This window comes from Neisseria sp. P0004.S004, from assembly GCF_051963335.1.
Taxonomy (GTDB): domain Bacteria; phylum Pseudomonadota; class Gammaproteobacteria; order Burkholderiales; family Neisseriaceae; genus Neisseria.
The window spans coordinates 22,311-48,139 of record NZ_JBQCUK010000010.1 but is presented as its reverse complement, the minus strand read 5'-3'; the positions used below and the strand labels follow the sequence as shown (position 1 = coordinate 48,139).

Below are 25,829 nucleotides of genomic sequence, written 5' to 3'. Positions count from 1 at the left end.
CGGCCGGCGGATAGTGTTTTTGAGATAACACAATCCGCCTGTTTTCAAATACCGTTAAAATCCAGATAAACAAGGAGTAGAAAAATGACGACACATTTTGTCATGATGGGCGTGTGCGGTTGCGGTAAAACCACGGCCGCACTCTCGTTGCAAAAATATCTTGATCAATGTCCCTATGCCGAAGGCGATGATTTTCATACCCAAGCCAACCGCGACAAAATGGGTGCCGGTATTCCGCTGACGGATGAAGACCGCTATCCTTGGCTGGGCAATTTGCGTGACTGGATGGCAGAGCAGGCAAAAAACGGGGAAAAATATTCCATCGTTACTTGTTCCGCACTCAAGCATCACTATCGCGATATTCTGCGTGGTGCGGAAGGGAAGGTGGCTTTTATCCATCTGACTCCGCCTCAAGCAATCAATCTAGAGCGTATGCTGTCGCGTCAGGGGCATTATATGAAAGCCGGAATGCTGGATTCGCAGCTGGAGATTTTGGAAGAGCTGGGTGCGGATGAGTACGGTGTCAAAATCGACAATCCGGGTACGCCTGAAGCCGTTGAGGCAGATATTGTGAACTGGGTAAAAGCGCAAGGCTTGATTTAATAATGAACAGAAATGAAAAGGCCGTCTGAAATCTTTCAGACGGCCTTTTTTGATGAGATTTAGAATGTTTTTTGCGAATCAAGCAATAAGGTAACCGGCCCGTCATTGCAAAGGGATACCTGCATATGGGTTTGGAATCTGCCGGTTTCGACAGTCAGTCCATGTTCGCGTAAAAGTTGCGCAGTATATTGATAGAGTTTATCCGCTTGTTCTGCGGGTGCGGCATTGGAGAAGGACGGACGGCGGCCGCTGCGCGCATCGGCGTAAAGAGTAAATTGGGAAACCAATAATATCGAGCCGCCGACATCTTTGAGCGATAAATTTAATTTGCCGTTTTCGTCTTCAAAGATGCGCAGGTTGGCGGTTTTGTCCGCAATGTATTTGGCGTCTGTTTCTGTATCGGTATGGGTAACGCCGAGCAATATCATAAATCCGTTGTTGATTTTGCCGCAAGTTTCGCGGGAGTTTTCGGAGAAAACGTCAACTTTGGCTTGGGTAACTTTTTGGATAACAGCGCGCATAATCTTGTGTGAATAAAAGGAGTTGTAAAAAAGGGCGTAAGATACGCCCTCTGAGTTCAAATATAGTTTCAGACGGCCTGAAACCATTGAATTAATTTACGGATTAATGCCGTTTTCTTTCAAGATACGTTCGATCTGATTCTCGACTTTTTGTCGTTTGACAGTTTGGGCAATCTGATTGCGCACCAGTTCAAAAGGTTCGGCATTCGGATCATGCTCTACCGCGCTGAGTTTAAACAGATAAAAACGGTTTTCCATCTGAATCGGCTCATGTGTTACATCGCCTCGGTTCATGTCGGCAAAAGCAACGGCCAGTTGGGGAGGAAGCTGTTGCGGAGAAATGAAGCCGTCAAATTCTTGTTCTGGGTTAGGATAGCGTTTCATCAGCTCTTCGAATGACAAGCCTTTGAGCAGCAGTTCTTGCGCGGCGCGTACTTCGTCGGCTGAAGCAAAGCTGACTTGTTGCAGCTTGATAATGCGTGTTTGCTGGTCGTAGAAACGGCGCAACTCGGCATCGTCAACTGCGGTCTGACGTTCTAGATAAGCAGCGTATTGGTTAGCATAGAATTCAGCTTCAACGTTTTTGAATTGATTCTGTACTTCCGCATCTTTGTCCAAACCAGCTTTGATGGCTTCATTTTTCAAAATTTCCAAAGCCTGCAAACGTGTAACCACATCTTTGCGGATTGCCTGACCATCGGGTTTGGCAGTCTGGTTGGGATGTTGATCGGCCTGTCTCAATACTTCGGCGACCATGCTGTCGATGCGGGCGGGATCGATATCAGGTGCTTTGGCGGTTGCCAAACCGATCGTCGACAGGGCGAGGATAGCCAAAACGGCAGTTTTGGGCTTGATGTTCATGTGAGTTCCTTATTGCCCGCCGCCATCACGGCGGGCACGTTATATTATTTGTTGACTTTGATGCTGGCTTTTTTCAGCAATGATTGAATGGCCGCATCAACACGGGCTGCCTGTAAGTCGCTGCCAATCTCGTTTTTAGCGGTTTCGTAAGAAGGCACAGTAACATTACGGCGGTCGTTGACGTAGAAGACGGCATACAGATTACCGTTTTGCAGCGGCGTTTTAGTGTGCGCGCCTTTTTTCAGGTCTTTGACGGCTGCATAAAGCGGAGGCGCTGATTCTTGCAAATCTTTAAGCGGAACATAAGCTTTAGGGATACCGCCGGCTTTTTTGGCCGCTTCGTCAATTGAGTATTGGTTCAATACCGAAACAAAGCTTTTTTTCGCATCCAAATCGGCAATGGCTTTTTGGGCATTGCTGCTGCTGTCAGTCACGATTTCGCCCATTTGGACTTCCTGAGTACCTTTATAGAAGTTGCTGAAGTCGTTGTAAGCGGCTTTGACATCTTTTTCTTGAACAGGATATTGACGGACGATATGCGCCGCGAAAGCTTGGCCTAACAAATCATTTTCGAAAACTGCCCATTCGGTTTTGAATGTGGCTTTTTTATCTGCACCTTGCTTGGCGGCATCGGCACGCGCTTGCTCCAATGCAGTTTTGAATTCAGCGCTTTGATCCAGTTTTAATTTTTTAGCTTCTTGGGTAACAACAGTGCTGATAACTTGGCGTTCAGTCAGCATTTGACGCAATTCAGGAGTGTCTTGAACGTTCGGGTTGCTGGCGCGTACGGAAGCAACTTGGTCATCGATAACGCTGCTGTCGATGGCTTGACCGTTGACGGTCACCAAAGTTTGGGCAAACAGGGTGCCGGTAGTCAGGGCAAGCATCAAGGCTGAAGCAAAGTAGGTTTTTTTCATCGTATTTCTCTTTTAAATAATGATTGGAAATAAATTAATGATTAGAAATCAAAGTTTAAGTAGTAATCTTAATGGAAGTATTCGTCCGGCGTGGCCGCTTTGATACTGAGTGCATGAATCAGGCCGTCTGAAAACAAGTCTTGCAAAAGCTGCTTAATCATACGTTGCCGCTGGAGGCGACCGATATTTTCAAATGCGTTGCTGACCACCAATATCGCATAATGCCCGCCGCCTTTATTGCCGGCATGGCCGGCGTGCAGATGGCTCTCATCTTCAAAATCGAAGAACTCAGGCTCAAGTGCCTGCAGGCGTTCCTCGATAATTTGACGCATATTGCTCATTTGAACACGGCTTTAAAGGGTTTAATCAATACTTCTGCGTATACGCCGGCATCGACGTAAGGGTCTTGTTCGGCCCATTCTTGTGCGGCGTCTAAAGACTCAAATTGAGCCACAATCAGGCTGCCGGAGACGCGTTCCGGATTATCCGGCAGGGGATTGGGGCCGGCAGTCAGCAGACGGCCTTGCGCTTTCAATTCTTCCAAACGTGCCAAATGCGCGGGGCGTGCCGCCATGCGTGCTTCGTGGACATCTTCGGCATCAGTGGCCAAAAGCATGAAATATTCCATTATTGATCCTCCTTAGGCTGGAAACGCATCAGATAAATGCCCTGTGCGATAGAAAAAATGATTGTGAAACCCAATGTGCCAAACAATTTGTAATTGACCCATTGGTCTGGAAAATACGTAAAGACAAAGAGATTGGCAGCCCCCATAAAAATCAGGAAGCCAATCCATGCATAAGTCAGGCGCGTCCATACAAAATCAGGAAGCTGCATTTCTTTACCCATCACGGCTTTTAGCCCGTTTTTACCGGCAAGATGACTAAACAGCATGACGATCGCGCCGATCCAAAACAGAACGGTCGGTTTCCACATGATGAAGCGGTTATCTTTCAGTAAAATCGTTGCACCGCCAAAAAAGACAATCAAAATCAGGCTGATCCATTGCATGGTGTCCAGCTTGCGGTGTTTCCAAAAGGTCAGCGCAGCTTGGGCTATGCCGACTACAACCGCGACAGCCGTTGCGGCAATCATGTCTTTGGTGATGATGTATGTAATGAAAAATAAGAATACGGCGAATAAGTCGCTCAAAACTTTCATATGTTAATGATGAAACTAATTGAGTAAATGCTAATCATACAGGCAGATGTGTTTTTTTGCACCTTCCCTCATGACTTTAATGCCGCATATATTTATATAAAATATCTGTTTTGGGTCGGAGAAATTTGTAAAAAAGAAACACAAGCATGCAAAAGTAATAGATTTACCAAGGAATTTCAGGCTGAATAGCCTGTATTGCTTGGCAGAAATGGGTTAAAAATATATCATGACGTAATATCTAGTAAATATATGGTTAAATGCGCGCACATTGGTTAGTACCATAATTTCCGAACAGGGGATCAGTTTTGAAAAAACATCACAATATTAAATTAATTACAGCTTCTATCGCTTTAATGACATCGCTCAGCGCTTCTGCAGGTTTGGGCGGTTTGAACGTTCAATCTCATTTGGGTGAGCCTTTTACAGGCAGTATCACTGTGACTGGCGAGGAAGCTCAGGCTCTGCTTAATGGCGGTAAGGCCACTATTTCAAATGGCAATTTGCGCGCGGCGGTACGCAAATCAGGCGATAAGGCAGTCGTTACCATTCGTTCCTCTAAAGCCATCAAAGATCCTGTTTTGGTTTTCCAAGTAGGTGTCGGCGCGCAATCGCGTGAATACACTGCCATCATCGATCCGGCCGGATACGACGCTAAAGATGCGGCATCCGTCCGCCCCCGTCAAACTGCCGAATCCCAATCCTTCGAGCCGACACGCAATGCCCAACAGCCTGCAACTAAAAACAATAAAGCAGTAGGTAATCAGGCAGCTCAAGCGCGTAAGGATGTGCAGCGTAAGGCTGAGAAAAAACAAGTTCAGACGGCCTCTGCTAAAAACGACACAGCTGCACGTTCAGGTAGACAGCATTTGGTGCGTACGGGTGAAACCCTGATTGCCATTGCGTCCAGCATCCGTCCGCAAGGTATGACCTTGGATCAAACCATTCAAGCATTGGTTAATGCCAATCCGGATGTGTTTATCGATAACAATGCCAACCGTATGTTGGCAGGTAAGGTGCTGAATATTCCAAACCGTAGCGAATTGCAACGTTTGGCTGCTTCTGCTCCTGCTAAAACTAATACGGCAACAGAAAAAGCCAATGAAACCGCTAATGCAACAGAGGCTAAAACAGAAAAACCTGTTGTTCAGCCTGAGGCTCATGAAGCCCAGGTTAAAGATGCTGGCGTAAATACACAGCAACAGGAAGAAGTAAAACAAGCTTCAGCTGAACAAACAGAACAAGCAGCATCTGCAGCGGTTAATGAAAATGCCGCATCGACTGTTCCTGCATCCGATATTCAAGAAGCTATGGCTTCTTCTGATGCTCAAGAGAATGTAGTGGCTTCTGAGTCTGTTGCAACCACTGATTCTATCGCGGAGCAAACAGAGGGCGAATCAAATGGCAATTTATGGAAATGGTTGTTGGCAGGCGGTGCAGCCCTTATTGCTGCTTGGTTGTTGTTAAAAGCTGCGGGTAAACGTAAAGACGAGCCGAAAGCCGCGCCTGCAAGCCGTAAGGATGAAGAAAAGCCTGTACAGAAAAGTGCTGCTGCTTCAGCCGCTGCTGCGGTTGCCGCAAGCAAAGTAACGCCGTCTGAAAAAACTCAAGAAGGTTTGCTTGTTGAAGATGATTTTGAAGATGATGTCGTTATCAATGAAGTAGAAGAATCTTCCAATGTTGACGATGTCAAACTCGACTTGGGCAAGATTGACCATAGTCAGGCAGGCATTCTTTCCAGTGCAGTAACGCATGATGCAGAAACAGAGCAACGTCGTCATGCGGATTGGGACAATATCGAGTCGACAGAAAGCGTGTACGAGCCTGAGACGGAAAATCCGTATCAGCCGGTATCTGTTGTTATGCCTGAGCGAAATGAAGAGCCACTAGAGTTTACAGTGGAAACGCCTGAAAATTCAGACGACCATGTGCTGCCATTTGATGTCAAGCAAGATCAGGACGTGCAAATTCAAGAAACCAAAGAAGAAGCAGAGAAAGAAGAAGCTGCTTCCGAGTTTGTGATTGAAGAAGGTGCATTGGAATGGGAGGCTGAAGATGTTTCAGTGGCCGCCGATAAAAGCAATAACGAAAGAGGCTTTGTTTCAGAATCAGTCGGTATGACTGCTCCGCTCGAGGCTAAATATGATTTGGCTAAGATGTATATCGAGATTGGTGATCCTGAGGCAGCCCGAGAAACATTGCAAGGGCTGATTGAAGAAGCTGAAGGCGATATTCTATATAAAGCCCAAAAACTGATGAAAGAACTTGGCGCATAAGTGTCAGTCAAATGAAGATGCCGTTTTAGACGGCATCTTTTTTATGGTAAATTAAAAGATGAGATTTGGGCCGAATCCATTTTTAGATATGACAGTATTGCATGGCAGTTCTATATGGTGGGCGAAGATAAAGGCCGTCTGAAATATATGATGAGAGGCGTGTGATGATCACGCCTTTTAATATTTGTTATTTGAGCGTGGACAACAATATCAATTTATAAGAAGTATCAAAAATGACCGAACAAACGAATACAACAGGAGGTTCCGTTCAGCGTTGGGCTTTAACCCTCTCTTATGACGGAAGCCGTTTTTATGGCTGGCAAAAACAGGCCGGGGACCTGCCAACTGTTCAGACGGCCTTAGAGCAGGCATTAACTTCAATAGCAGGAGAGCGGATTAATACGATTGTTGCGGGAAGGACGGATACGGGCGTGCATGCGACAGCTCAGGTTGTACACTTTGATACATCTGTAAGCCGTCCGGAGCAGGCGTGGGTGCGTGGAGTCAATGCGCATTTGCCTGACGGTGTGGCTGTATTACTTGCGCAAAAAGTTGCACCGCATTTCAATGCCCGATTTGATGCTTATGGCCGGCATTACCGTTACTTGCTGGAGTCATCTCCAGTTCGCTCTCCGTTGTTGGTCGGCAGGGTGGGGTGGACGCATTTGAAATTAGATTTAAATCTGATGAGGCAGGCTGCTGCTTTATTGGAGGGTGAACATGACTTCTCCAGCTTTCGTGCGGCAGAGTGCCAGGCAAAATCGCCTATAAAAACGCTGTATAGGTCAAGTATTAGTGGGACTCCTCGTTATTTGTGCCTTGATTTGCATGGAAATGCATTCTTGCATCATATGGTGCGCAATATTATGGGCGCATTGGTATATGTAGGAAGTGGCAGAATAAGTGTGGATGAATTTCAGTCAATCTTTCATGCAAGAAGCAGATTGAAAGCGCCTCCGACCTTTATGTCTGACGGCCTGTATTTGACAGGCGTTGATTATCCTGATGAGTTTGGGGTGGTAAGACTGCCTCTGCCTGAGTGGATGGATGTTTCGGGTAACGTTTTTCAGACGGCCTAATTGACGAAATTGTTGGTATAAAAGCAACAAAATAGCGTGATTGATGTGTAAATTGATAAAGTGTTGTAAAAATGCAAATCTTGGTTTTAAAGAAATTTATCATTGATTTTAAATAATAAATTTCCTTTTTTTAGGCTGTGTTTGCCTTTGCTGGGTTTCAAGGGTGGTGGGGGTAGATTGAATAAAGTTTGTTTTTTTAGAGAGGAGCAATTATAGTAACAGTCATGGAATCGCTGATTCCAGCGATAATGTAAGCCTAAGCGGATTGTCCGGTCTGCTTAAGTTATTTCTTCACAATAGAAAAGGAATACAGCAATGAAAAAATCTCTGATTGCTCTGACTTTGGCAGCTCTGCCTGTTGCAGCTATGGCTGATGTGACTCTGTACGGTCAAGTTAAAGCCGGCGTTGAAATTTCTAAAGTAAAAGAAGGTAAGACTACTTCTAAAACTGCTACTGAGATTGCTGACTACGGTTCTCGCATCGGCTTCAAAGGCCACGAACACTTGGGTAGCAACTTGAATGCTATTTGGCAAGTTGAACAAAACACTTCTATCGCCGGTGGTGATTCTGGTTTTGCTAACCGTGAATCTTTCATCGGTTTGGAAGGTGGCTTCGGTAAAGTTCGTGCCGGTAACCTGAACACTGCTCTGAAAGACAGCAGCGACAGCTTCGACCCTTGGGAATCTGGTGCCGCTAACGCAGACGCTCTGCAACTGGGTAAAATCAAACGTGTAGATACTCGTAAAGTGTCTGTACGTTACGACTCTCCTGTATTTGGTGGTTTCAGCACAAGCGTACAATACCAACCTCGCGACAATGCTAATCCTGGCGACAAATACACTCACACTGTGAAAAGCCGTGAATCTTACGATTTGGGTCTGAACTACGAAAACTCTGGCTTCTTCGGTCGCTATGCTGGTTCTTACGCTAAACGTGCTGACTTGGATGCTGGCTACTTGGATGCATTCAACGGCAATACTACTTTGGCTGCCGGTACTTACAAAGATCACCAAGCTCACCGTCTGACTGCTGGTTACGATGCTAACAACCTGATGGTTGCTGTTGTAGGCCAATACGAAGGCTTTAAAGCTGACGTAGCTGGTGCTAAGAAAAACGAACGTACTGAAGTTGGTGCAACTGCTGCTTACCGCTTCGGCAACGTAACTCCTCGTGTTTCTTACGCTCACGGCTTCAAAGCTAAAGAAGAAGGCGTGAAACAAGAGAACAGCGCGTACAACCAAGTTATCGTTGGTGCTGACTACGACTTCTCTAAACGCACTTCTGCCCTGTTGTCAGCCGGTTGGTTGAAAGAAGGCAAAGGCGACTACAAATACGAGAAAACTGCTGGTACTGTTGGCCTGCGTCACAAATTCTAATCTGACTTAAGATTAGTCTGAAAAAAGAGCCTGTGTTATACAGGCTCTTTTTGTTTGTATGGAAAGTATATTTTGTGTTGAAAGAATGGGGGGATAAAGTTTTTTAGATTATTTTCAGACGGCCTATTGAAATTAAAATCGAATCTTTGTATTCTACTTTAATATATGCCGAATAGAATTTTGGGAATTGTTTTGAGTATTATTATAAATAAATTAATAATATAAGAAGATTTGTTGAATTGGGTTGATTTTCCTATGTTTCATGTCTACCGAAGATGGGATTGTTCAATATAGTTCTAAAGTATTATTAGCATATGGAATTTGGTTTTAAGATTTGTAAACTTGATTTTAATCAAATTATTGCCGATGGATGATTCATATAATATCAGTGTTTAGAGTATCGATATATCGGGAATAGCCATGTCCTGCCTTGAAGTAAAGTGTTTAAGTGGCATTTGGAAACGAATCCTTATGCTGTTCGCTGTATTTTTCATGATGATGGTAAGCCTGCCTGCTTACGCGGAACGCTTGCCTGATTTCTTGGCAAAAGTTCAGCCGTCTGAAATTTTCCCAGGTGCTGACCGCTACGGTAAGCCTGAAGGTAAGCCTTTGGTTGCTCGCGTATACAAGGGCGAAGAGCAGCTTGGCTTGGTTTATATCACGACTGACGTGGTCAATACGCGCGGTTATTCGAGCAAACCGATCGATACGATGGTTGCCTTGGCCAATGATGGCACTATTGCCGGTGCAAAATTGGTTGAGCACCATGAGCCGATTATGTTGATCGGTATCCCGCAATCCCGTGTCGATAAATTCATTGACAAATATATCGGCTTAAATTTTATTAAAAACCCGCCTCAGCCAGGTGTTGCTCCAGGGGATATTATTAGTGGTGCGACTGTAACCCTGATGGTCATCAATGACAGTATTCAGCGTTCTGTTAAAGCAGTAATCCATCAATATCATTTGGGTACAGATAAAGCAGTTCAAGCTGGTACGGCAGCTGCTTCCGGCGAACAGTCTGCCGAACCTGCCGGTCAAACCCGTCCGCGTCGTGTTGCCAATCAAGACAAACAAGATATCCTGTCATGGAATGCGCTTTTGGAACAAAAAGCCGTCGGTCATCTGCATATTTCTATCGACGAAATCAATAAACTGTTTGAGAAAAACGGTAAAGCAGGTGTGGCAGATCATGCGGAGCAGGGCGATGGTAACGATACATTTATTGATCTGTATGTTGCCTTGGTCAGCCAACCTTCCATCGGTAAAAGCCTTTTAGGTGAAGCCGGTTGGAATAACCTGCAAAAACGTTTGAAACCTGGCCAAGAAGCCGTGATGGTGGCCGGCGAGGGTCGCTATTCTTGGAAAGGCTCGGGTTATGTCCGCGGCGGTATCTTTGACCGTATTGAAATGATTCAAGGTGATACCAGCTTCCGCTTTACCGATGCGCAACATGAACGTGTAGTTGCTTTATCCGCCGAAGGTGCGCCCGCATTTAAAGAGGTTTCTTGGTTCACCATCCCCGAAGGTGTGGAATTTGATGGTGCCGAACCATGGCGTTTGCAATTAATGATTCAACGCGTATTGAGCGTAAATGATAAGGCATTTGTAACTGCCGATTTGGATTATGAATTGCCAAAAGGCTACTACGTTGATGATCCTAAAGCACCGCCGGTTGAAATCAGCGCACCGGTTGAGCCGGTGGCTGCGGCAGCCTCTGCTCCGGAAGAAAGTACAGGTATTGCAGAAGATGCAACAGCTGAGGAAGGTGTATCCAACCAACTTTGGAAACAGGTTTGGAAAGCCAAACAAGGTCAAATCGTGGTTGTCGGTATTGCTTTGACAATTCTTCTGTTGGTATTCCTGTTCCAAGATTGGATTGTCCGTTACGAAAAATGGTATGACCGATTCCGTCTCTGTTTCCTGACCTTTACGCTGTTTTATATCGGCTGGTATGCTCAGGCACAATTATCGGTAGTGAATACTTTGACGTTGTTCTCAGCCATTTTGACTGAATTCCACTGGGAATTCTTCCTGATGGATCCGCTGGTATTCATTCTGTGGCTCTTTACAGCGGCGACCATGCTGTTGTGGAACCGCGGTACATTCTGTGGATGGCTGTGTCCTTTCGGTGCATTGCAGGAGTTAACCAACCGTATCGCTAAAAAATTGGGTCTGAAACAAATTACCGTGCCACACTTGTTGCATACCCGTCTGAGTGCGATTAAATATGTCATTTTCTTCGCCTTGTTGGCAATTTCCCTGTACGATTTGGGTACGGCTGAAAAATTTGCTGAAATCGAGCCTTTCAAAACTGCAATTATTTTGAAATTTATGCGTGAATGGTGGTTTGTTCTGTTCGCCGCCGCTTTGCTGATTGCAGGTTTGTTTATCGAACGTTTCTTCTGCCGTTATCTGTGTCCTTTGGGTGCAGGTATCGCATTGCCGGGCCGCTTCCGTGTGTTTGATTGGCTGCGCCGTTATAAAATGTGCGGTAATCCATGCCAGATTTGTACACACGAATGCCCCGTACAGGCAATCGCACCTGAAGGCGACATTCATCCGAACGAATGTATCCAATGTCTGCATTGTCAGGTAATGTATCATCACGATACGCGTTGTCCTCAAGTAGTGGCAACGAATAAGAAAAAACAAAAACAAGCGGCGGCAAAAGCTGAACAGCATGATGCGGCAGCAACGCAAAATGCCCAAGAACAAGTCGTCCAGTTTGTTAAAAAAGAATCGGCAATCAGTGTCGACAAGTAGTAATTTATCAATAAAAAAGAGGGCTGTATCGGCAGCCCGACTTAGAAAGTTTTTCATCGGCAGGCCGTCTGAAAAATCGGCCGCCGGATTTTATCCAAGGAGTGTCGTATGTCAGACGAAAAATTAGAACAAAACGGCTTAAGCCGTCGTTCATTCTTAGGTACTGCCGCTGCTTCCGGTGCAGGTATTGCCGGTGCCGGTTTGTTGGGCCTGGCCGGTTGCTCTAACGGCGAGGGTGATAAAGCTGCTGCTTCCGGTGCTGCACCTGCCGAAAAAGCCGCTGCTCATTCTGCCGAGCCGGGCAAACAAACTTCCGAAGTCGGTCCAGGCGAACTTGACCAATACTACGGTTTCTTGTCAGGCGGTCAATCAGGCGAAATGCGCTTGATCGGCGTACCTTCTATGCGTGAGTTGATGCGTATCCCTGTATTCAATATGGACAGCGCTACCGGTTGGGGTCGTACCAACGAGAGCCTGCGTATTTTGAATGAAAAAATTACGCCGGAAACCCGTAAATTCCTGCAAGACAGCGGTCTGCGCTGCTACCCTAACGGCGACTTGCACCACCCGCACTTGTCTTTTACCGATCAAACTTATGACGGCCGCTATGCATATGCCAACGATAAAGCAAATAACCGTGTTTGCCGTATCCGCTTGGATGTGATGAAAACCGATAAAATCGTTGAAATTCCAAACGTTTCAGGTGTTCACGGTCTGCGTCCTCAACGCTATCCGAAAACCGGCTACGTATTTGCCAACGGCGAGCATATCGTTCCTGTTGACGGCGTAGGCAAATGGGATGATCCTAAAACTTGGAATGCCGTTTATACTGCCGTTGACGGCGAAACCATGGACATCGCATGGCAAGTATTGGTAGACGGTAACTTGGATAATGGCGATGCCGACTACCAAGGTAAATACTCTTTCTCTACCTGCTATAACTCTGAGCGCGCTCTGACTGTACAAGGTGCATCTTCCAACGAACAAGACTGGTGTGTGGTATTTAACTTGGCCGCCATCGAAGAAGGCATCAAAAAAGGCGACTTCAAAGAAGTTAACGGTGTGAAAATGTTGGACGGTCGTGCGGAAGCCAACTCTCCATATACTCGTTACATCCCGGTTCCTAACTCTCCTCACGGCTGTAATGCAAGCCCTGACGGCAAATACATCATGCTTAACGGTAAACTGTCTCCAACCGTTACCGTATTGGATGTCAGCAAACTGGATGACTTGTTTGCAGGTAAAATCAAAGAGCGCGATGTTGTCGTAGCCGAGCCTCAACTGGGTCTTGGCCCATTACACACTGCATTTGACGGTCGCGGCAATGCCTATACTACATTGTTTATCGACAGCCAAATGGTGAAATGGAACATCGACGATGCGATTAAAGCCTATAAAGGCGAGAAAATCGATCCGATCAAACAAAAACTCGACGTTCACTATCAACCTGGCCACAACCATACTACCATGGGCGAAACCAAAGAAGCCGACGGTAAATGGTTGGTATCTTTGAACAAGTTCTCTAAAGACCGCTTCTTGAATGCCGGTCCTTTGAAACCTGAGTGTGACCAATTGATCGACATCTCCGGCGACGAAATGCGTCTGGTGCATGACAATCCGACTTTTGCCGAACCACACGACTTGTGCTTGGTTGCTGCGTCTAAAGTGAATCCAAGCAAAACTTGGGACCGCAAAGACCCATGGTTCTGGCAAGAAGCTTTGGAACAAGCTCAAAAAGACGGTGTTGAGCTGGAAAAAGCTGCCAAAGTCGTACGCGAAGGCAACAAAGTACGCGTGTACATGACTGCCGTTGCGCCTGCTTACAGCGTTCCTCAATTTGAAGTGAACCAAGGCGACGAAGTTACCGTATATGTAACCAACGTTGAGACCATTGAAGACTTGACTCACGGCTTTACTTTGGAAGGTTATGGCATTGCTATGGAGATTGGCCCGCAAGCTACATCTTCTGTAACCTTCAAAGCTGTCCGTCCAGGTGTACACTGGTACTACTGCCAATGGTTCTGCCACGCATTGCACATGGAAATGTCTGGCCAAATGATTGTTAAACCAAAATAATTTCGGTTTGATGATTTAATTCTTCAGGCCGTCTGAAAAAACATTCTTTCAGACGGCCTTTATAGCAAAGTTGTTTGTCGGCCGATATGGCCACAAAATGAAAGCCATCATCAGACAGCTTTGCTATAACACCAAAATACCTGTTTCCGCATCGGTTTATCATGCGGCAAGCAGGCCGTCTGAAACAGAGATATGATTATGACGCACACACAAATCCATCGTTCCAAATGGCAACGTGCCGCACTCGTATTGCTGCTTGGCAGCATGGCTCAGACGGCCTTTTCCGCAGTCATCAACGTATCCGCACAAGACAATCTCAATGATGCTTTGGCGCGCGCCCAAGCCGGCGATACGCTCAAGCTTGCCTCCGGTACATACAAAACCAAACTCTATATCGACAAACCCATTACCATCGAAGGCCCTGCCGACCGTTCTGCCAAGATTGTCGGCGACCGGAGCGGGAGGACGGTTGCCGTTCATGCGCCTGATGTAACTTTGCGCAATCTGACCGTTTCCCATTCCGGCATGAGTTTGCCGGCAATGGATGCCGGTATCTATTTAGAAGAGACGGCAACGCGCGCGCTGGTGGAGCATAACAACATCATCGACAATTCTGTCGGCGTGTATATTCACGGTGCGGCAGAATCCATGGTGCGGGAAAATAAAATCATCGGCGATGCAACCCTGCGCGTCAACGAACGCGGCAACGGCGTAACCGTCTGGAATGCGCCCGGTGCGCAAGTGGTCGATAACGATATTTCCAAAGGCCGTGACGGTATTTTTTCAAATACCAGCACTCATAATACCTACAAAGGCAACCGTTTTAGCGACTTACGCTTTGCCGTCCATTATATGTACACCAATGACAGCGAAGTCAGCAACAATATCTCCGTCGGCAACAATATGGGTTATGTGCTGATGTTTTCCGAACGCCTGAAAGTGTATGGCAACATTGCCGTTGGCAGTCGCGACCAAGGCATTATGCTCAACTACGTCAATTATTCCGAAATTCACGATAATGTGATCAATAAGGCAGGCAAATGCGTGTTTGCCTACAATGCCAACTACGATAAAATCTTTGCCAATCATTTCGAGAACTGCCAAATCGGTATCCACTTCACCGCAGCCATCGAAGGCACAACTCTGTACGAAAATTCATTTATTAACAACGAAAGCCAGGTTAAATATGTCAGCACCCGCTTCCTCGATTGGGGCGAGGGTGGTCGCGGCAACTATTGGAGCGATAACAGCGCCTTTGACCTTGACGGCGACGGCTTCGGCGACAGTGCCTACCGTCCCAACGGGATTATCGACCAAATCATCTGGCGCGCACCCGTCGCCCGGTTATTGATGAACAGCCCTGCCATCAGCATTGTCAAATGGGCGCAATCGCAATTTCCCGCCATCCTGCCCGGCGGCGTAATTGACAGCAAGCCTTTGATGAACCCCGTCCGCAATAAAACGACAACCAAATACGAAGCCATGAAGGACGAATTGCTGCATGAAGCAAAAACGCACCAATCCGAATGGGGTAATGCCGAAAACGGTGCGCTGACAGGCGGAAATGCCAATATGTAACCTTTCAGACGGCCCAATTCCAAAGGCCGTCTGAAACATTCACTAGAGGAATATCCATGAGCAGTACCAACCACGTTGAATTGAGAAACGTGACCAAGCAGTTTGGCAGCCAAAAGGCTGTCAACCAAGTCGATCTGGTTCTCAAGGCTGGCGAGAGCGTCGGCATGGCAGGACACAACGGTGCAGGCAAATCTACCATTATGAAGCTGATACTCGGCCTGATTACGCCGACCGAGGGCGAAGTGATGCTTTTGGGAGAACCGACCGGCAGTAAAGCAGGGGCGCAGCGTCGTAGCCAAATCGGTTACTTGCCTGAAACGGTTGCATTGCATCCTTCATTGACCGGTATCGAAACCATGGATTTCTATGCCAAACTAAAAAAACAGCCCCTGAGTAAAAACCGCGAATTGCTCGAGCGTGTCGGCATTTCCCAGGCCGCACGCCGCCGTGTCGGCACTTACTCCAAAGGGATGCGCCAACGCCTCGCTTTGGCACAAGCCTTGTTGGGCGAGCCTAAAGTCTTACTGTTTGACGAGCCGACTACCGGCCTTGATCCGGCTTCGCGTCAAATGTTTTACGAAGTTGTGCGCGAACTCAATGGGCGCGGCGCAACCGTATTGCTCAGCACCCACGCACTGGCCGAGCTTGACGGCCACGCCGACCGTATCATTGTCATGAAAAACGGCGTGAAAGTTGCCGACGGCAGCATGGATGAGTTGCATGTTCAAAGCGGCCTGCCGTTGACCGTCAACGTCCGCTTGAAAGAAGCGCGCCCGTTGAGCGAGCGTTGGCATCCGCTTTCAGACGGCCTGTCATACCAAGCGCAATGTAAAGCAGAAGAGCGCATGGCTCTTTTGAGCGAATTGGGTGATTTGGGCAGTCTTGCCTACATCGATATCCACACGCCTACACTTGACGATATGTACGCGCAATTCTTGAAGAGGGAAGACGTATGAACCCCGTTTGGATTATTACCGGCAAAGAAGTCCGCGACAGCCTGCGCAACCGTTGGGTTCTTGCCGCAGCACTTTTGCTTGCCGCATTGGCACTGTCATTAGGCTTTCTCGGCAGCTCGCCTACCGGTTCGGTCAAGGTTGATCCCTTGACGGTAACCGTAGTCAGCCTGTCCAGCCTGTCTATTTTCCTGATTCCGCTGATTGCGATGTTGCTCTCTTATGATGCACTGATTGGCGAAATCGAGCGCGGTACAATGGCGTTGCTACTAAGTTACCCCATCTCGCGCAACCAAATCCTTGCCGGTAAATTTATCGGCCACCTCATCATTCTTGCCCTTGCCACCACGGCAGGCTACGGATTGGCAGGTATTACCCTTCAGCTTGCCAACGGCAGTTTTGATATTGCCGCATGGCAGCCTTTCGCCCTTTTGATTGTTGCCAGCGTGATTCTTGGCGCAGCCTTTTTGTCCATGGGCTATTTGATCAGCGCAAAAGTTAAAGAACGCGGTACCGCCGCCGGTATCGCCATCGGCGTATGGCTGTTTTTTGTCGTTATTTTCGATATGGCGCTTTTAGGTGTTTTAGTTGCCGATACCGAACAAGTCATTACCGCGCCTGTAGTGGAAACCGTTCTTCTGTTCAACCCCGCAGACATTTATCGCCTGCTGAACCTGACGGGTTACGAAAATACAGCCATGTATGCCGGCATGGCGGGTTTGAGCGAACAAATCAGCCTGAGTATGCCTGTTTTGCTGACGGCTCAGGTATTATGGGTTATCATTCCTTTGATTTTAGCCGCCTGGATTTTCGGAAAGCGACAAATATGAGAAAAATATTATTGACAACCTTCACACTCATCGCATTGGCAGCCTGCAGCAAGCAGGACAACAGCCCTCCGCCTGCGCCCCAACAAATCAGCGATAGTGCAGTGGGTCATTACTGCAGCATGAATTTGACTGAACACAACGGCCCTAAAGCGCAAATCTTCTTGAACGGCAAACCTGAAAAACCAGTTTGGTTTTCCACCATCAAGCAGATGTTCGGCTACACCAAGCTGCCTGAAGAGCCGAAAGGCATTCATGTCATCTATGTTACCGATATGGGTAAAGTCAAAGATTGGGAAAAACCCAATGCCGACACCGAATGGATAGATGCGAAAAAGGCCTATTACGTTATTGAAAGCAGCTTTATCGGCGGCATGGGTGCGGAAGATGCGCTTCCTTTTGCCGACAAGGCACAAGCTGAAAAATTCGCCAAAGAAAAAGGCGGCAGAGTAGTCGGTTTTGCAGAAATGCCCGACGAATATATTTTCAAATGAAACAATTAATAAAGGCCGTCTGAAACCATTTCAGACGGCCTTTGTGTTGAAGGCGTGCCGATTGATATTTAATGATGCAGGCTTTCAATGTAAAAATAAAAAATCCAAGGAATACGCCATGTCCACCCCTTTAACGCGCCGCCGCTTCATTGCCATCGCCGCCACACTTGCCGCCGGTGCCGGCATTCCCTTTGCCATCAGCCGAAAAACCAATCGGCCGACTCATTCAGCCGGCCCGAATCAAGAAGGGCAGCCTGTTATTTGGAAAGGGATTGCATTAGGCTCGGGTGCGGAATTGCGTTTGTTCGGCGTTGGGCGCAGGCAGGCGGAGATACTGATCAACAAAGTATTGGCAGAAGTTTCACGATTGGAAAAAATCTTCAGCCTGTATCGGGACGACAGCCTGATCAGCCGCTTAAACCGAGAAGGCCGTCTGAAAAATCCGCCATCCGATTTTTTGCAGCTGCTCAGTATCAGCCGGGATATTCATCAGCTGACGCAAGGTGCATTTGATCCCAGCATTCAGCCTTTGTGGAATCTGTATGCCGACCATTTCAGACGAAATCCGAAAACCGAAACGCCGCCGTCCGAACGCAGCATCAAAGATACGCTTAAATTGGTGGACTTCAATAAAGTTAACTTTGATACAAAAGAAATCCGTTTTGCCCAAAAAGGCATGAGCTTGTCGCTTAACGGCATTGCCCAAGGCTATATCACCGACAAAGTAGCCGAATTGTTGAAGCAGCAAGGCGTTTCTCAGGCATTGATTGATATGGGGGAGATTTACGGCTTTGATAATGCCAACCAGCGCGAGTGGAATGTCAGCATCCGCAATCCTGACCAAGAAGACCAAATCCTGACCACCGTTGCCATGAAAAATCAAGCGTTTGCCACATCGGGCGGCTATGGCACGGTAATGGACGAGGCAGGCAAATTTACCCATCTGTTTGACCCGCGCACAGGCGGAAGCCAGCCGCGCTATAAAAGCATGAGCGTTATGGCGGAAAGTGCGGCAGTTGCCGATGCCTTTTCTACCGCATTTTCCATTATGGATGAAGCGGCCATCCGAGCAGCCGCCCAAGTCAAAAATGCACAGGTTTGGCTGGTAATGCCGAATAATGAATTGAAGAAAATTTGAGGTGGGAAAAAGAATGGTTTTGCCAGTTGGTTTGAATATGAATAAGAAAATCTTAAGTTATTGAAATAATGGGGTATAAAAAAGAAGGGTTGTCCAAATAGACAACCCTGAAACTCTTGCAGCTGGGAGTAATTAGCAAGAGATTACGACACTTAAAACAAAAATTCACTCATTTCAAAGCACGAAGCTTTAATATCTAAGCAATACGGTATTTCGACCGCTCAAACCCCTTCGAAACGGAGAAACACAACATTATGGGAAAATCCGACAAAGTGGTTTAAAGCAATTAAGATGAGCGGTCTAAAAAGCAGATAACCGGATGTCTTTAGATAAACGGTATAATATCAGGATAAACGGAACATTACCAGTGAATATTATAAAAAAGTAGAATAATTCATTTAGTGATTGATTATATTGAATAAAAACATAGATTTTTATTGAATATTTTTACAACAGTTGATTCGGTTTGATATAAGAAATTATATAAGTGATTGTTATCAATAAAAAATAGTTTTGACTTTGTGAGTGATGATAGAAAAAGGCCGTCTGAACGTTCAGACGGCCTTTTTTCAAAGAGCGATTTATTTGGTTGCAGAAGCAGTAGAGGCGGCTTCGGCTTGAGCACCTGCTGCTGCGTTTTCACCCCATGCCGCAGGGTATTTGTAACCGGCAAAGCGTTTTTGTGAGTAGGCTTTGAACTCGTCAGAGTTGTAGGCTTCGGTTACATCTTTCAACCATTGGCTGTCTTTGTCGGCAGTGCGGACGGCAGACCAGTTAACGTAGGCGAAGCTTGGCTCTTGGAACAGGGCTTCCGTCAGTTTCATGCCGCTGCTCATGGCGTAGTTGCCGTTAACAATGGCAAAGTCAACGTCGGCACGGCTGCGTGGCAGTTGGGCGGCTTCAAGTTCTACGATTTGGATGTTTTTAGGGTTTTCGGCAATATCTGCTTTAGATGCGGTCAGCGGATCAACGTCGGCTTTCAGTTTAATCCAGCCCAATTCGTTCAACATAACCAATGCACGGGCAAAGTTGGATGGGTCGTTAGGTGCAGAAACGCTGACGCCGTCTTTCAATTCGTCCAAAGATTTCAGTTTGCCAGGATAGAGACCCAAAGGAGCAGTCGGTACTTGGAAGGCTTCGGTGATGTCCAGTTTGTGTTCTTTTTTGAAGTCGTCCAGATAAGGTTTGTGTTGGAAGATGTTGATGTCCAATTCGCCTTCAGCCAAAGCAAGGTTGGGGCGCACATAGTCGGTAAACTCGATCAGTTTGACTTTATAGCCTTTTTTCTCCAAAGCCGGTTGGATTTGGTCTTTTACCATATCGCCGAAGTCGCCGGCAGTTGTACCGAAGACGATTTCTTTTTTCTCTGCACCGTTGTCGGCAGAAGAAGCAGCAGAAGCAGCAGGCGCGCTGTCTTTTTGACCGCCGCAGGCAGCCAGTACGATGGCGAGCGCAGCGGCTGAAAGGGTTTTGAAGAATGTGTTGGTTTTCATATTTTGCTCCTGATGGATGATAAAACGGTTTCAGACGGCCTCAAGCTGCCGCCGTCAAGAAAAGAGGAATTGTAAATCTATTTTGGAAATATGAGGATGTTTTTGTAAATTTATTTGGAATATATATCCTAATATGTTCTAAACAGATAACAGGCCGTCTGAAAAATAGTAAGTCCATTTCAGACGGCCTGTTTACTTAACGCTTGTCCAGTTTGCGTGCCAATCTGTTGCCGATACTTTGAATCAGGATAACGAGTAAAACCAGGATGGCAACGATGAAGATGATGACTTCCATTTGATAGCGGTAGTAGCCGTAACGGATGGCAAGGTCGCCCAAGCCGCCACCGCCAATCATACCTGCCGCCGCGCTGTACGACAAAAGGCCGATAGCCAGTACGGTAATGCTGGAAACCATACCTGAGCGCGCTTCATTCAAAAGCACTTTGCAGATGATGCTCATGGGTGAGGCACCCATTGCGGAGGCCGCTTCAATCACGCCTCTGGGTACTTCGCGCAGGTTTTGCTCGACCAGACGGGCGAAGTAGAACAGGCCGGATACACTCAATACAAATGAGGCGGCAATCGGGCCGATGGTCGTGCCGATGATGGCGCGTGTAATAGGAATCATGGCAATCATCAGGGTGACGAAAGGGTATGCGCGTATCAGGTTGACAATGTTATCCAAAAACAAATTCAGCTGTTTGTTGTAGTGCAACTGATGACTTGACGTCACAAACAGCAATACGCCTAAAATCGTACCGAAGATAACGGCAAAAGTAGTCGATAGGCCGACCATAATAAAGGTTTCGCCCAAGGCTTGGATAATTTCGCCTTTCATGCTGACGATGGTGTCAACAGCACTTTCAAATGTCAAATTTGCCATATTAGTCCTCTCGAATCAGCTCTTGCCCGATTTTGGATTGGGCATGGATTTGGTTGCCGTGTACTTCAACGATTTCCAGCAGACGGCCTTTGTCCAAGAGGGCGGCGCGGTCGCACAGGCGGCGGATAACGCTCATTTCGTGGGTAACGATGACGATGGTTACGTTGAAACGTCGGTTGATGTCCTCCAAACACTTCAAAACGCTGCGCGTAGTGGCGGGATCGAGGGCGGAAGTGGGTTCGTCGGCGAGGATGACTTGAGGTTGCGGCGCCAGCGCGCGGGCAATGCCGACACGTTGTTTTTGACCGCCGGAAAGTTGGGACGGGTAATGATTGGCACGGTCTTGCAAATCAACGATTTCCAAACATTCTTCAACACGCGCTTGGATTTTTTTAGACGGCCATTTGGCAATTTCTAAAGGAAAGGCGACGTTTTCGGCAACGGTACGGTTGCTCAATAGGTTGAACTGTTGGAACACCATGCCGATGTTTTGTCGGGCGTGGCGCAGTTGTGTGGCGTTGAGCGCAGTCAGTTCTTGGCCGCATACGCTGACGGTGCCTGTGTCGGGACGTTCCAATAAATTAATCAGGCGCAGCAGGGTGGATTTACCTGCGCCGGAATAGCCCATCAGGCCAAAGATTTCTCCCTGTTTGATTTCAAGGCTGGTCGGTTCGACGGCGACAAAGTCTTTGTTGTCGCGTGTTTGATAGTGTTTGGAGACGTGATCCAGAATAATCATGGTTTATCCGTGTTTTCTTTAATTCGTGTGGCCATCAGGGTGTGCAGACGGCGGTTGTCGGCGCGTGCGACGGTAAATTGCAGGTTGCCGATGATGACTTTTTCGCCGCGTACGGGCAGGTGCCCCAATTCTTGAATGACCAGGCCGCCGATGGTGTCGGCTTCTTCGCTGCTGTATTCCGTGCCGAAAAAGGCGTTGATGTCTTCGATTTCGGTTGTGGCGTGGATGCGCCAGCGTTCGGAAGAAACGGCGTGGATATTGTCGGCGCTGTCGTCTTCGTCAAACTCGTCTTCGATGTCGCCGACGATTTGCTCGATGATGTCTTCAAAGGTTACCAGGCCGGATGTGCCGCCGTATTCGTCGATGACAATCGCCATGTGGTTGCGTTGTTCGCGGAATTCTTTTAAAAGGGAGGCCAGTGACTTGCCTTCAGGAACGAAAACGGCAGGGCGCAAGACGGATTTCAGGTGGAACTGCTCGGGATTAAACATATATTTGAGCAGGTCTTTGGCGTGCAAAATGCCCAAAACTTCGTCTTTGTCTTCGCCGATGACGGGGAAACGCGAATGGGCGGTTTCGATGATGTAGGCCGTGATGCGCTCGATGCTGTCGTTCTCTTTCAATACGTTCATGCGGCTGCGCGTAATCATGGCATCGCGCACTTCCAGCTCGGCAAAGTCCAATACTTTTTCCAGCCGGGTCAGTGTGTCGGCATCAAAAACTTCCTGCTCGTGCGCTTGGCGCAACAGGGTCAATACGTCTTCGGCGGAGTCGGGCTCGCCGGCAAGTCGGGAGATTAGGCGTTCGAAAAACTTGGGTTTCGACTGCGTACCGTCCATTTTAATATTCGTCCTCTTGGTAGGGGTTGGGGAAGCCTGCCGCCAGCATCAGGCGGATTTCTTCGGCTTCCATTATTTCGGCTTCATCGTCTTCGATGTGGTCGTAGCCCATCAGGTGTAAAGTGCCGTGTATGGTCAGGTGGGCAAAATGCTGCTCGGGTGTTTTGCCTTGTTCGGCGGCTTCTTTCAAAACCACTTGTGGGCAAATTACCAAATCGCCATACAGGCCGTCTGAAAACTGGTCGGGCAGGATTTCGCCTTCGTTGAGCGCGAAACTCAATACATTGGTGGCGTAATCTTTGCCGCGGTAGTCGCGGTTGTAGGCGCGGGCTTCTTCTTCGTCCAGAAGAATCAGGCTGATGTCTGCACGGCGGTATTCGTTTTTCAAGGCAGACCACGCCCAGCGGTAGAAGTCGTTCTCTGAAGGAAGGTTGGCGGCGGAAGAAGCATTTTCAAAGTTCAGATGAAAACGTTGCCGCTGTAAGGATAAAAAAGGATATTTTTTGGCGCGTTTCATGTTGTCCGGAAAATTTGGTTTTTAGGCGTAAATATAACATATTCACCCCCATGCCGTCTGAAAAACAGCCCAAAATATGATAGACTTCATGCCGTTTTCCATCTTTCAGGCAACCATTATGAACCCGAAAAAACTCGTTATCGCCAGTCGCGAAAGCCTGCTTGCCATGTGGCAGGCAAAACACATCCAAGGCCGTCTGAAAGCCCTGTATCCCGATTGCGAAGTCGAGATTTTGGGCATGACCACGCGTGGCGACCAGATTTTGGATAGAACTTTGTCAAAGGTCGGCGGTAAAGGCTTGTTTGTCAAAGAGTTGGAACAGGCTTTGTATGACGGCCGGGCTGATTTGGCCGTGCATTCGATTAAAGATGTGCCGATGGATTTGCCTGAAGGTTTCGCGCTTGCAGCCATCGGCGAACGCGCCAATCCGTTTGACGCATTTGTGTCCAACCAATACGCGCGTCTGGAAGAAATGCCCAAAGGCGCCGTCGTCGGCACATCCAGCCTGCGCCGCGAAGCCCAGTTGCGCGCGCACTATCCGCATTTGGTTATCAAACCTTTGCGCGGCAATGTGCAAACCCGTTTGTCCAAACTCGATAACGGTGAATACGACGCGATTATCTTGGCTGCCGCCGGTTTGCAGCGTCTGGAATTGGACGAACGCATCCGCATGATTTTGTCGGAATCCGACAGCCTGCCTGCCGCCGGACAAGGTGCATTGGGTATTGAAATTGCAGCGCATCGCGAAGATTTGTACGAAGTCTTGAAGCCGTTAAACCACGATACCACACACGCCTGCGTTACGGCCGAACGCGCGTTGGCGCGTGCTTTGGGCGGAAGCTGCCAAGTGCCGCTGGCCGCATATTGCACTGAAGAAAACGGCTTGCTGACCTTGCGCGGCTTGGTCGGCCATCCTGACGGCTCGGTCATTTTGCAGGCGGACGCACAAGCCCCTGCCGAATACGCCGATGCTTTGGGTCGCGCTGTCGCCAAAAAACTGGCAGATGACGGTGCGGAAGAATTGATTGCCGCCGTATTGCAAGAACAGGCTTAAAACAGCATAGATCATTTAAAAAGGCCGTCTGAAACTTTCAGACGGCCTTTGTTTTGTTGATGCTTAAGGATTCATAATCCGCGCAACCAAAGCTTTTTCTTTGCCCTGCATATTGGGGATTTTGACCTGAATGCCGTTGCCGGGTGCTACATCGACAGGCTGGTCTTTGCGGGTCATTTGTTCCAATTTGATGGTTTGGTTGCCGCTCGGGTGGATGATTTCGAGTGAATCGCCGATGGCAAAGCGGTTTTTGACTTCGATGGTTGCCCAGCCGTTTTCATCGATTTCGGTAACGTGGCCGACATATTGGCTTTGTTTGGCGATGGAGTGGCCGGTCAGGTAGTTTTGGTAATCCTGAGTTTGGTGGCGCTCGAGGAAGCCGCTGGTGTAGCCACGGTTGGCAAGGCCTTCGAGTTCGCTCAACAGGCTGTAATCAAACGGACGGCCTGCAACGGCATCATCAATCGCTTTGCGGTAGGACTGGGCCACGCGTGCAACATAATAAAGCGATTTGGTACGGCCTTCGACTTTGAGGCTGTCCACGCCGATTTTGGCCAGTTTCTCAACGACTTCAATGCCGCGCAGGTCTTTGGAATTCATGATGTAGGTACCGTGTTCGTCTTCCATAATCGGCATCATTTCGCCCGGGCGGTTGGACTCTTCAATCAGGAAAACTTTGTCGGCGTAAGGGTGGCGTTTTTGACCGTTGATGCCTTCGAAGTTTTGGTTGGCTTCTTCTTGGGCTTTTTCAAAGTTGAAACCTTGCAGAAGCTGGGCATCACCCGCGTCGCTTTCGACGGCGTTATGGACTTTGTAATCCCAACGGCAGGAGTTGGTGCAAGTACCTTGGTTAGGGTCGCGGTGGTTGAAGTAGCCCGACAATAGGCAACGGCCGGAGTAGGCGATACACAATGCGCCGTGGATGAAGACTTCGAGTTCGATGTCGGGACATTCTTGGCGGATTTCGGCGATTTCTTCCATGCTCAATTCGCGCGACAGAATAATGCGTTCAACGCCGATGTTCTGCCAGAATTTTACGCCCCAGTAGTTGGTGGTGTTGGCCTGTACGGACAGGTGGATCGGCATCTCCGGCCATTTTTCGCGCACGGTCATGATCAAACCCGGATCCGCCATAATCAGCGCGTCGGGTTTCATAGCAATCAAGGGCTCCATATCGGAAACAAAGGTTTTGAGTTTGGAGTTGTGCGGCAGCGTGTTGACGGTCAGGAAGAATTTTTTGTTGCGCTCGTGCGCTTCTTTAATGCCTTGCTCGAGAACGTCGAGTTTGGCAAATTCGTTGTTGCGGGCGCGCAGGGAGTAACGCGGGCTGCCGGCGTAAACGGCATCTGCGCCGTAATCGTAGGCGGCACGCATGCGTTCGAGGCCGCCTGCAGGCAATAAGAGTTCGGGTGCTTTCATGTTTTATGCTTTTTAAAATGTTTTCAGACGGCCTTTAAGGGAAGAGGGAAGGCCGTCTGAAAGATGTTTGAAGAATGGGTGGATTATCCGCTGTTTTTGTGTTTCGGTCAATTTTGTGGCGGGTTTGCGCTTTGTTTTTTATACGGAAAATGTCCTATATGGGCAAAGGCGAAAAGGGGTATCAATTTATTGGAAATGTAAAAAAAGCAGGGTTGGGCGGAATAATTTAACAAAAAACCGTTCAAGCAATGTATTTTCTTG

Annotated in this window: 24 protein-coding genes; 12 read left to right on the top strand and 12 right to left on the bottom strand. The window is 47.8% G+C overall.

The annotated features are described in order from the left end of the window. Positions 1–84: 84 nt before the first annotated feature. Positions 85–603, top strand: a complete 519-nt coding sequence (locus ACTHRY_RS09465) for a gluconokinase, GntK/IdnK-type (protein WP_049322782.1) — start codon at positions 85–87, stop codon at positions 601–603. Between the two features lie 59 nt (positions 604–662). Here the strand turns inward: ACTHRY_RS09465 and dtd are convergent, their stop codons facing one another. The 6 genes from dtd to ACTHRY_RS09435 form a co-directional block, all read right to left on the bottom strand. Beyond that, positions 663–1,124: a D-aminoacyl-tRNA deacylase gene (gene dtd, locus ACTHRY_RS09460; protein ID WP_049322814.1), complete on the bottom strand. Its 462-nt coding sequence runs from the start codon at positions 1,122–1,124 to the stop codon at positions 663–665. Between the two features lie 96 nt (positions 1,125–1,220). Continuing rightward, positions 1,221–1,985: a peptidyl-prolyl cis-trans isomerase gene (locus ACTHRY_RS09455; RefSeq protein ID WP_049322783.1), complete on the bottom strand. Its 765-nt coding sequence runs from the start codon at positions 1,983–1,985 to the stop codon at positions 1,221–1,223. A gap of 44 nt (positions 1,986–2,029) precedes the next feature. Beyond that, positions 2,030–2,902 carry a peptidyl-prolyl cis-trans isomerase gene (locus ACTHRY_RS09450; protein WP_049322784.1) on the bottom strand — a complete coding sequence of 291 codons (873 nt, stop codon included), beginning with the start codon at positions 2,900–2,902 and terminating at the stop codon, positions 2,030–2,032. A gap of 68 nt (positions 2,903–2,970) precedes the next feature. After that, the gene (locus ACTHRY_RS09445; RefSeq protein ID WP_049322785.1) at positions 2,971–3,243 is read right to left on the bottom strand and encodes a BolA family protein; all 273 of its coding nucleotides are present in this window, start codon (positions 3,241–3,243) and stop codon (positions 2,971–2,973) included. After that, positions 3,240–3,530: a YciI family protein gene (locus ACTHRY_RS09440; protein ID WP_004519663.1), complete on the bottom strand. Its 291-nt coding sequence runs from the start codon at positions 3,528–3,530 to the stop codon at positions 3,240–3,242. The genes ACTHRY_RS09445 and ACTHRY_RS09440 overlap by 4 nt, the downstream gene beginning before the upstream one ends. Then, positions 3,530–4,063: a septation protein A gene (locus ACTHRY_RS09435; RefSeq protein ID WP_049322786.1), complete on the bottom strand. Its 534-nt coding sequence runs from the start codon at positions 4,061–4,063 to the stop codon at positions 3,530–3,532. Before ACTHRY_RS09435 ends, ACTHRY_RS09440 begins: the two co-directional genes overlap by 1 nt. Before the next feature lie 353 nt (positions 4,064–4,416). Between ACTHRY_RS09435 and ACTHRY_RS09430 the strand changes: the two genes are divergently transcribed. From ACTHRY_RS09430 to ACTHRY_RS09385, 10 genes are all read left to right on the top strand, one after another. Then, positions 4,417–6,336, top strand: coding sequence for a FimV/HubP family polar landmark protein (locus tag ACTHRY_RS09430; protein WP_049322787.1), 1,920 nt, complete (start codon positions 4,417–4,419; stop codon positions 6,334–6,336). 233 nt (positions 6,337–6,569) lie between these two features. Beyond that, complete coding sequence (truA, locus tag ACTHRY_RS09425; RefSeq protein ID WP_440374210.1) at positions 6,570–7,415, top strand: tRNA pseudouridine(38-40) synthase TruA; 846 nt, start codon at positions 6,570–6,572, stop codon at positions 7,413–7,415. A 315-nt stretch (positions 7,416–7,730) separates the two neighbouring features. After that, positions 7,731–8,792, top strand: a complete 1,062-nt coding sequence (gene porB, locus ACTHRY_RS09420) for a trimeric porin PorB (protein WP_440374209.1) — start codon at positions 7,731–7,733, stop codon at positions 8,790–8,792. 471 nt (positions 8,793–9,263) lie between these two features. Then, positions 9,264–11,558: a 4Fe-4S binding protein gene (locus ACTHRY_RS09415; RefSeq protein ID WP_440374208.1), complete on the top strand. Its 2,295-nt coding sequence runs from the start codon at positions 9,264–9,266 to the stop codon at positions 11,556–11,558. A 108-nt stretch (positions 11,559–11,666) separates the two neighbouring features. After that, positions 11,667–13,634: a TAT-dependent nitrous-oxide reductase gene (gene nosZ / locus ACTHRY_RS09410; RefSeq protein WP_036493194.1), complete on the top strand. Its 1,968-nt coding sequence runs from the start codon at positions 11,667–11,669 to the stop codon at positions 13,632–13,634. A 198-nt stretch (positions 13,635–13,832) separates the two neighbouring features. Further along, entirely contained in the window at positions 13,833–15,212 is a 1,380-nt protein-coding gene (locus ACTHRY_RS09405; RefSeq protein WP_440374207.1) for a nitrous oxide reductase family maturation protein NosD, read from the top strand. Positions 15,213–15,268: 56 nt separating this feature from the next. Next, positions 15,269–16,168, top strand: coding sequence for an ABC transporter ATP-binding protein (locus ACTHRY_RS09400; RefSeq protein WP_003748608.1), 900 nt, complete (start codon positions 15,269–15,271; stop codon positions 16,166–16,168). Beyond that, positions 16,165–16,995, top strand: coding sequence for an ABC transporter permease (locus tag ACTHRY_RS09395; protein WP_070822856.1), 831 nt, complete (start codon positions 16,165–16,167; stop codon positions 16,993–16,995). Before ACTHRY_RS09400 ends, ACTHRY_RS09395 begins: the two co-directional genes overlap by 4 nt. Further along, positions 16,992–17,486 (top strand): nitrous oxide reductase accessory protein NosL, encoded by a 495-nt coding sequence (locus tag ACTHRY_RS09390; RefSeq protein ID WP_003748604.1) that lies wholly within the window; start codon positions 16,992–16,994, stop codon positions 17,484–17,486. Before ACTHRY_RS09395 ends, ACTHRY_RS09390 begins: the two co-directional genes overlap by 4 nt. Before the next feature lie 118 nt (positions 17,487–17,604). Further along, positions 17,605–18,624 carry an FAD:protein FMN transferase gene (locus ACTHRY_RS09385; RefSeq protein ID WP_440374206.1) on the top strand — a complete coding sequence of 340 codons (1,020 nt, stop codon included), beginning with the start codon at positions 17,605–17,607 and terminating at the stop codon, positions 18,622–18,624. A gap of 581 nt (positions 18,625–19,205) precedes the next feature. Here ACTHRY_RS09385 and ACTHRY_RS09380 read toward each other — a convergent pair. From ACTHRY_RS09380 to ybeY, 5 genes are all read right to left on the bottom strand, one after another. Continuing rightward, entirely contained in the window at positions 19,206–20,117 is a 912-nt protein-coding gene (locus ACTHRY_RS09380; protein ID WP_049322794.1) for a MetQ/NlpA family ABC transporter substrate-binding protein, read from the bottom strand. A 196-nt stretch (positions 20,118–20,313) separates the two neighbouring features. Next, entirely contained in the window at positions 20,314–21,000 is a 687-nt protein-coding gene (locus ACTHRY_RS09375; protein WP_049322795.1) for a methionine ABC transporter permease, read from the bottom strand. Between the two features lies 1 nt (position 21,001). After that, entirely contained in the window at positions 21,002–21,739 is a 738-nt protein-coding gene (locus ACTHRY_RS09370; protein ID WP_049322796.1) for a methionine ABC transporter ATP-binding protein, read from the bottom strand. Next, positions 21,736–22,578 (bottom strand): HlyC/CorC family transporter, encoded by an 843-nt coding sequence (locus tag ACTHRY_RS09365; RefSeq protein ID WP_049322797.1) that lies wholly within the window; start codon positions 22,576–22,578, stop codon positions 21,736–21,738. Before ACTHRY_RS09365 ends, ACTHRY_RS09370 begins: the two co-directional genes overlap by 4 nt. 1 nt (position 22,579) lies before the next feature. Further along, positions 22,580–23,095 carry an rRNA maturation RNase YbeY gene (gene ybeY / locus ACTHRY_RS09360; protein WP_049322798.1) on the bottom strand — a complete coding sequence of 172 codons (516 nt, stop codon included), beginning with the start codon at positions 23,093–23,095 and terminating at the stop codon, positions 22,580–22,582. Between the two features lie 118 nt (positions 23,096–23,213). On the opposite strand from ybeY, the gene hemC reads away from it, so the two are divergent. Next, positions 23,214–24,149, top strand: a complete 936-nt coding sequence (gene hemC / locus ACTHRY_RS09355; protein WP_152691281.1) for a hydroxymethylbilane synthase — start codon at positions 23,214–23,216, stop codon at positions 24,147–24,149. 63 nt (positions 24,150–24,212) lie between these two features. On the opposite strand, the gene trhP is transcribed toward hemC, so the two are convergent. Further along, positions 24,213–25,568 (bottom strand): prephenate-dependent tRNA uridine(34) hydroxylase TrhP, encoded by a 1,356-nt coding sequence (gene trhP / locus ACTHRY_RS09350; RefSeq protein WP_049322800.1) that lies wholly within the window; start codon positions 25,566–25,568, stop codon positions 24,213–24,215. Positions 25,569–25,829: the final 261 nt, after the last annotated feature.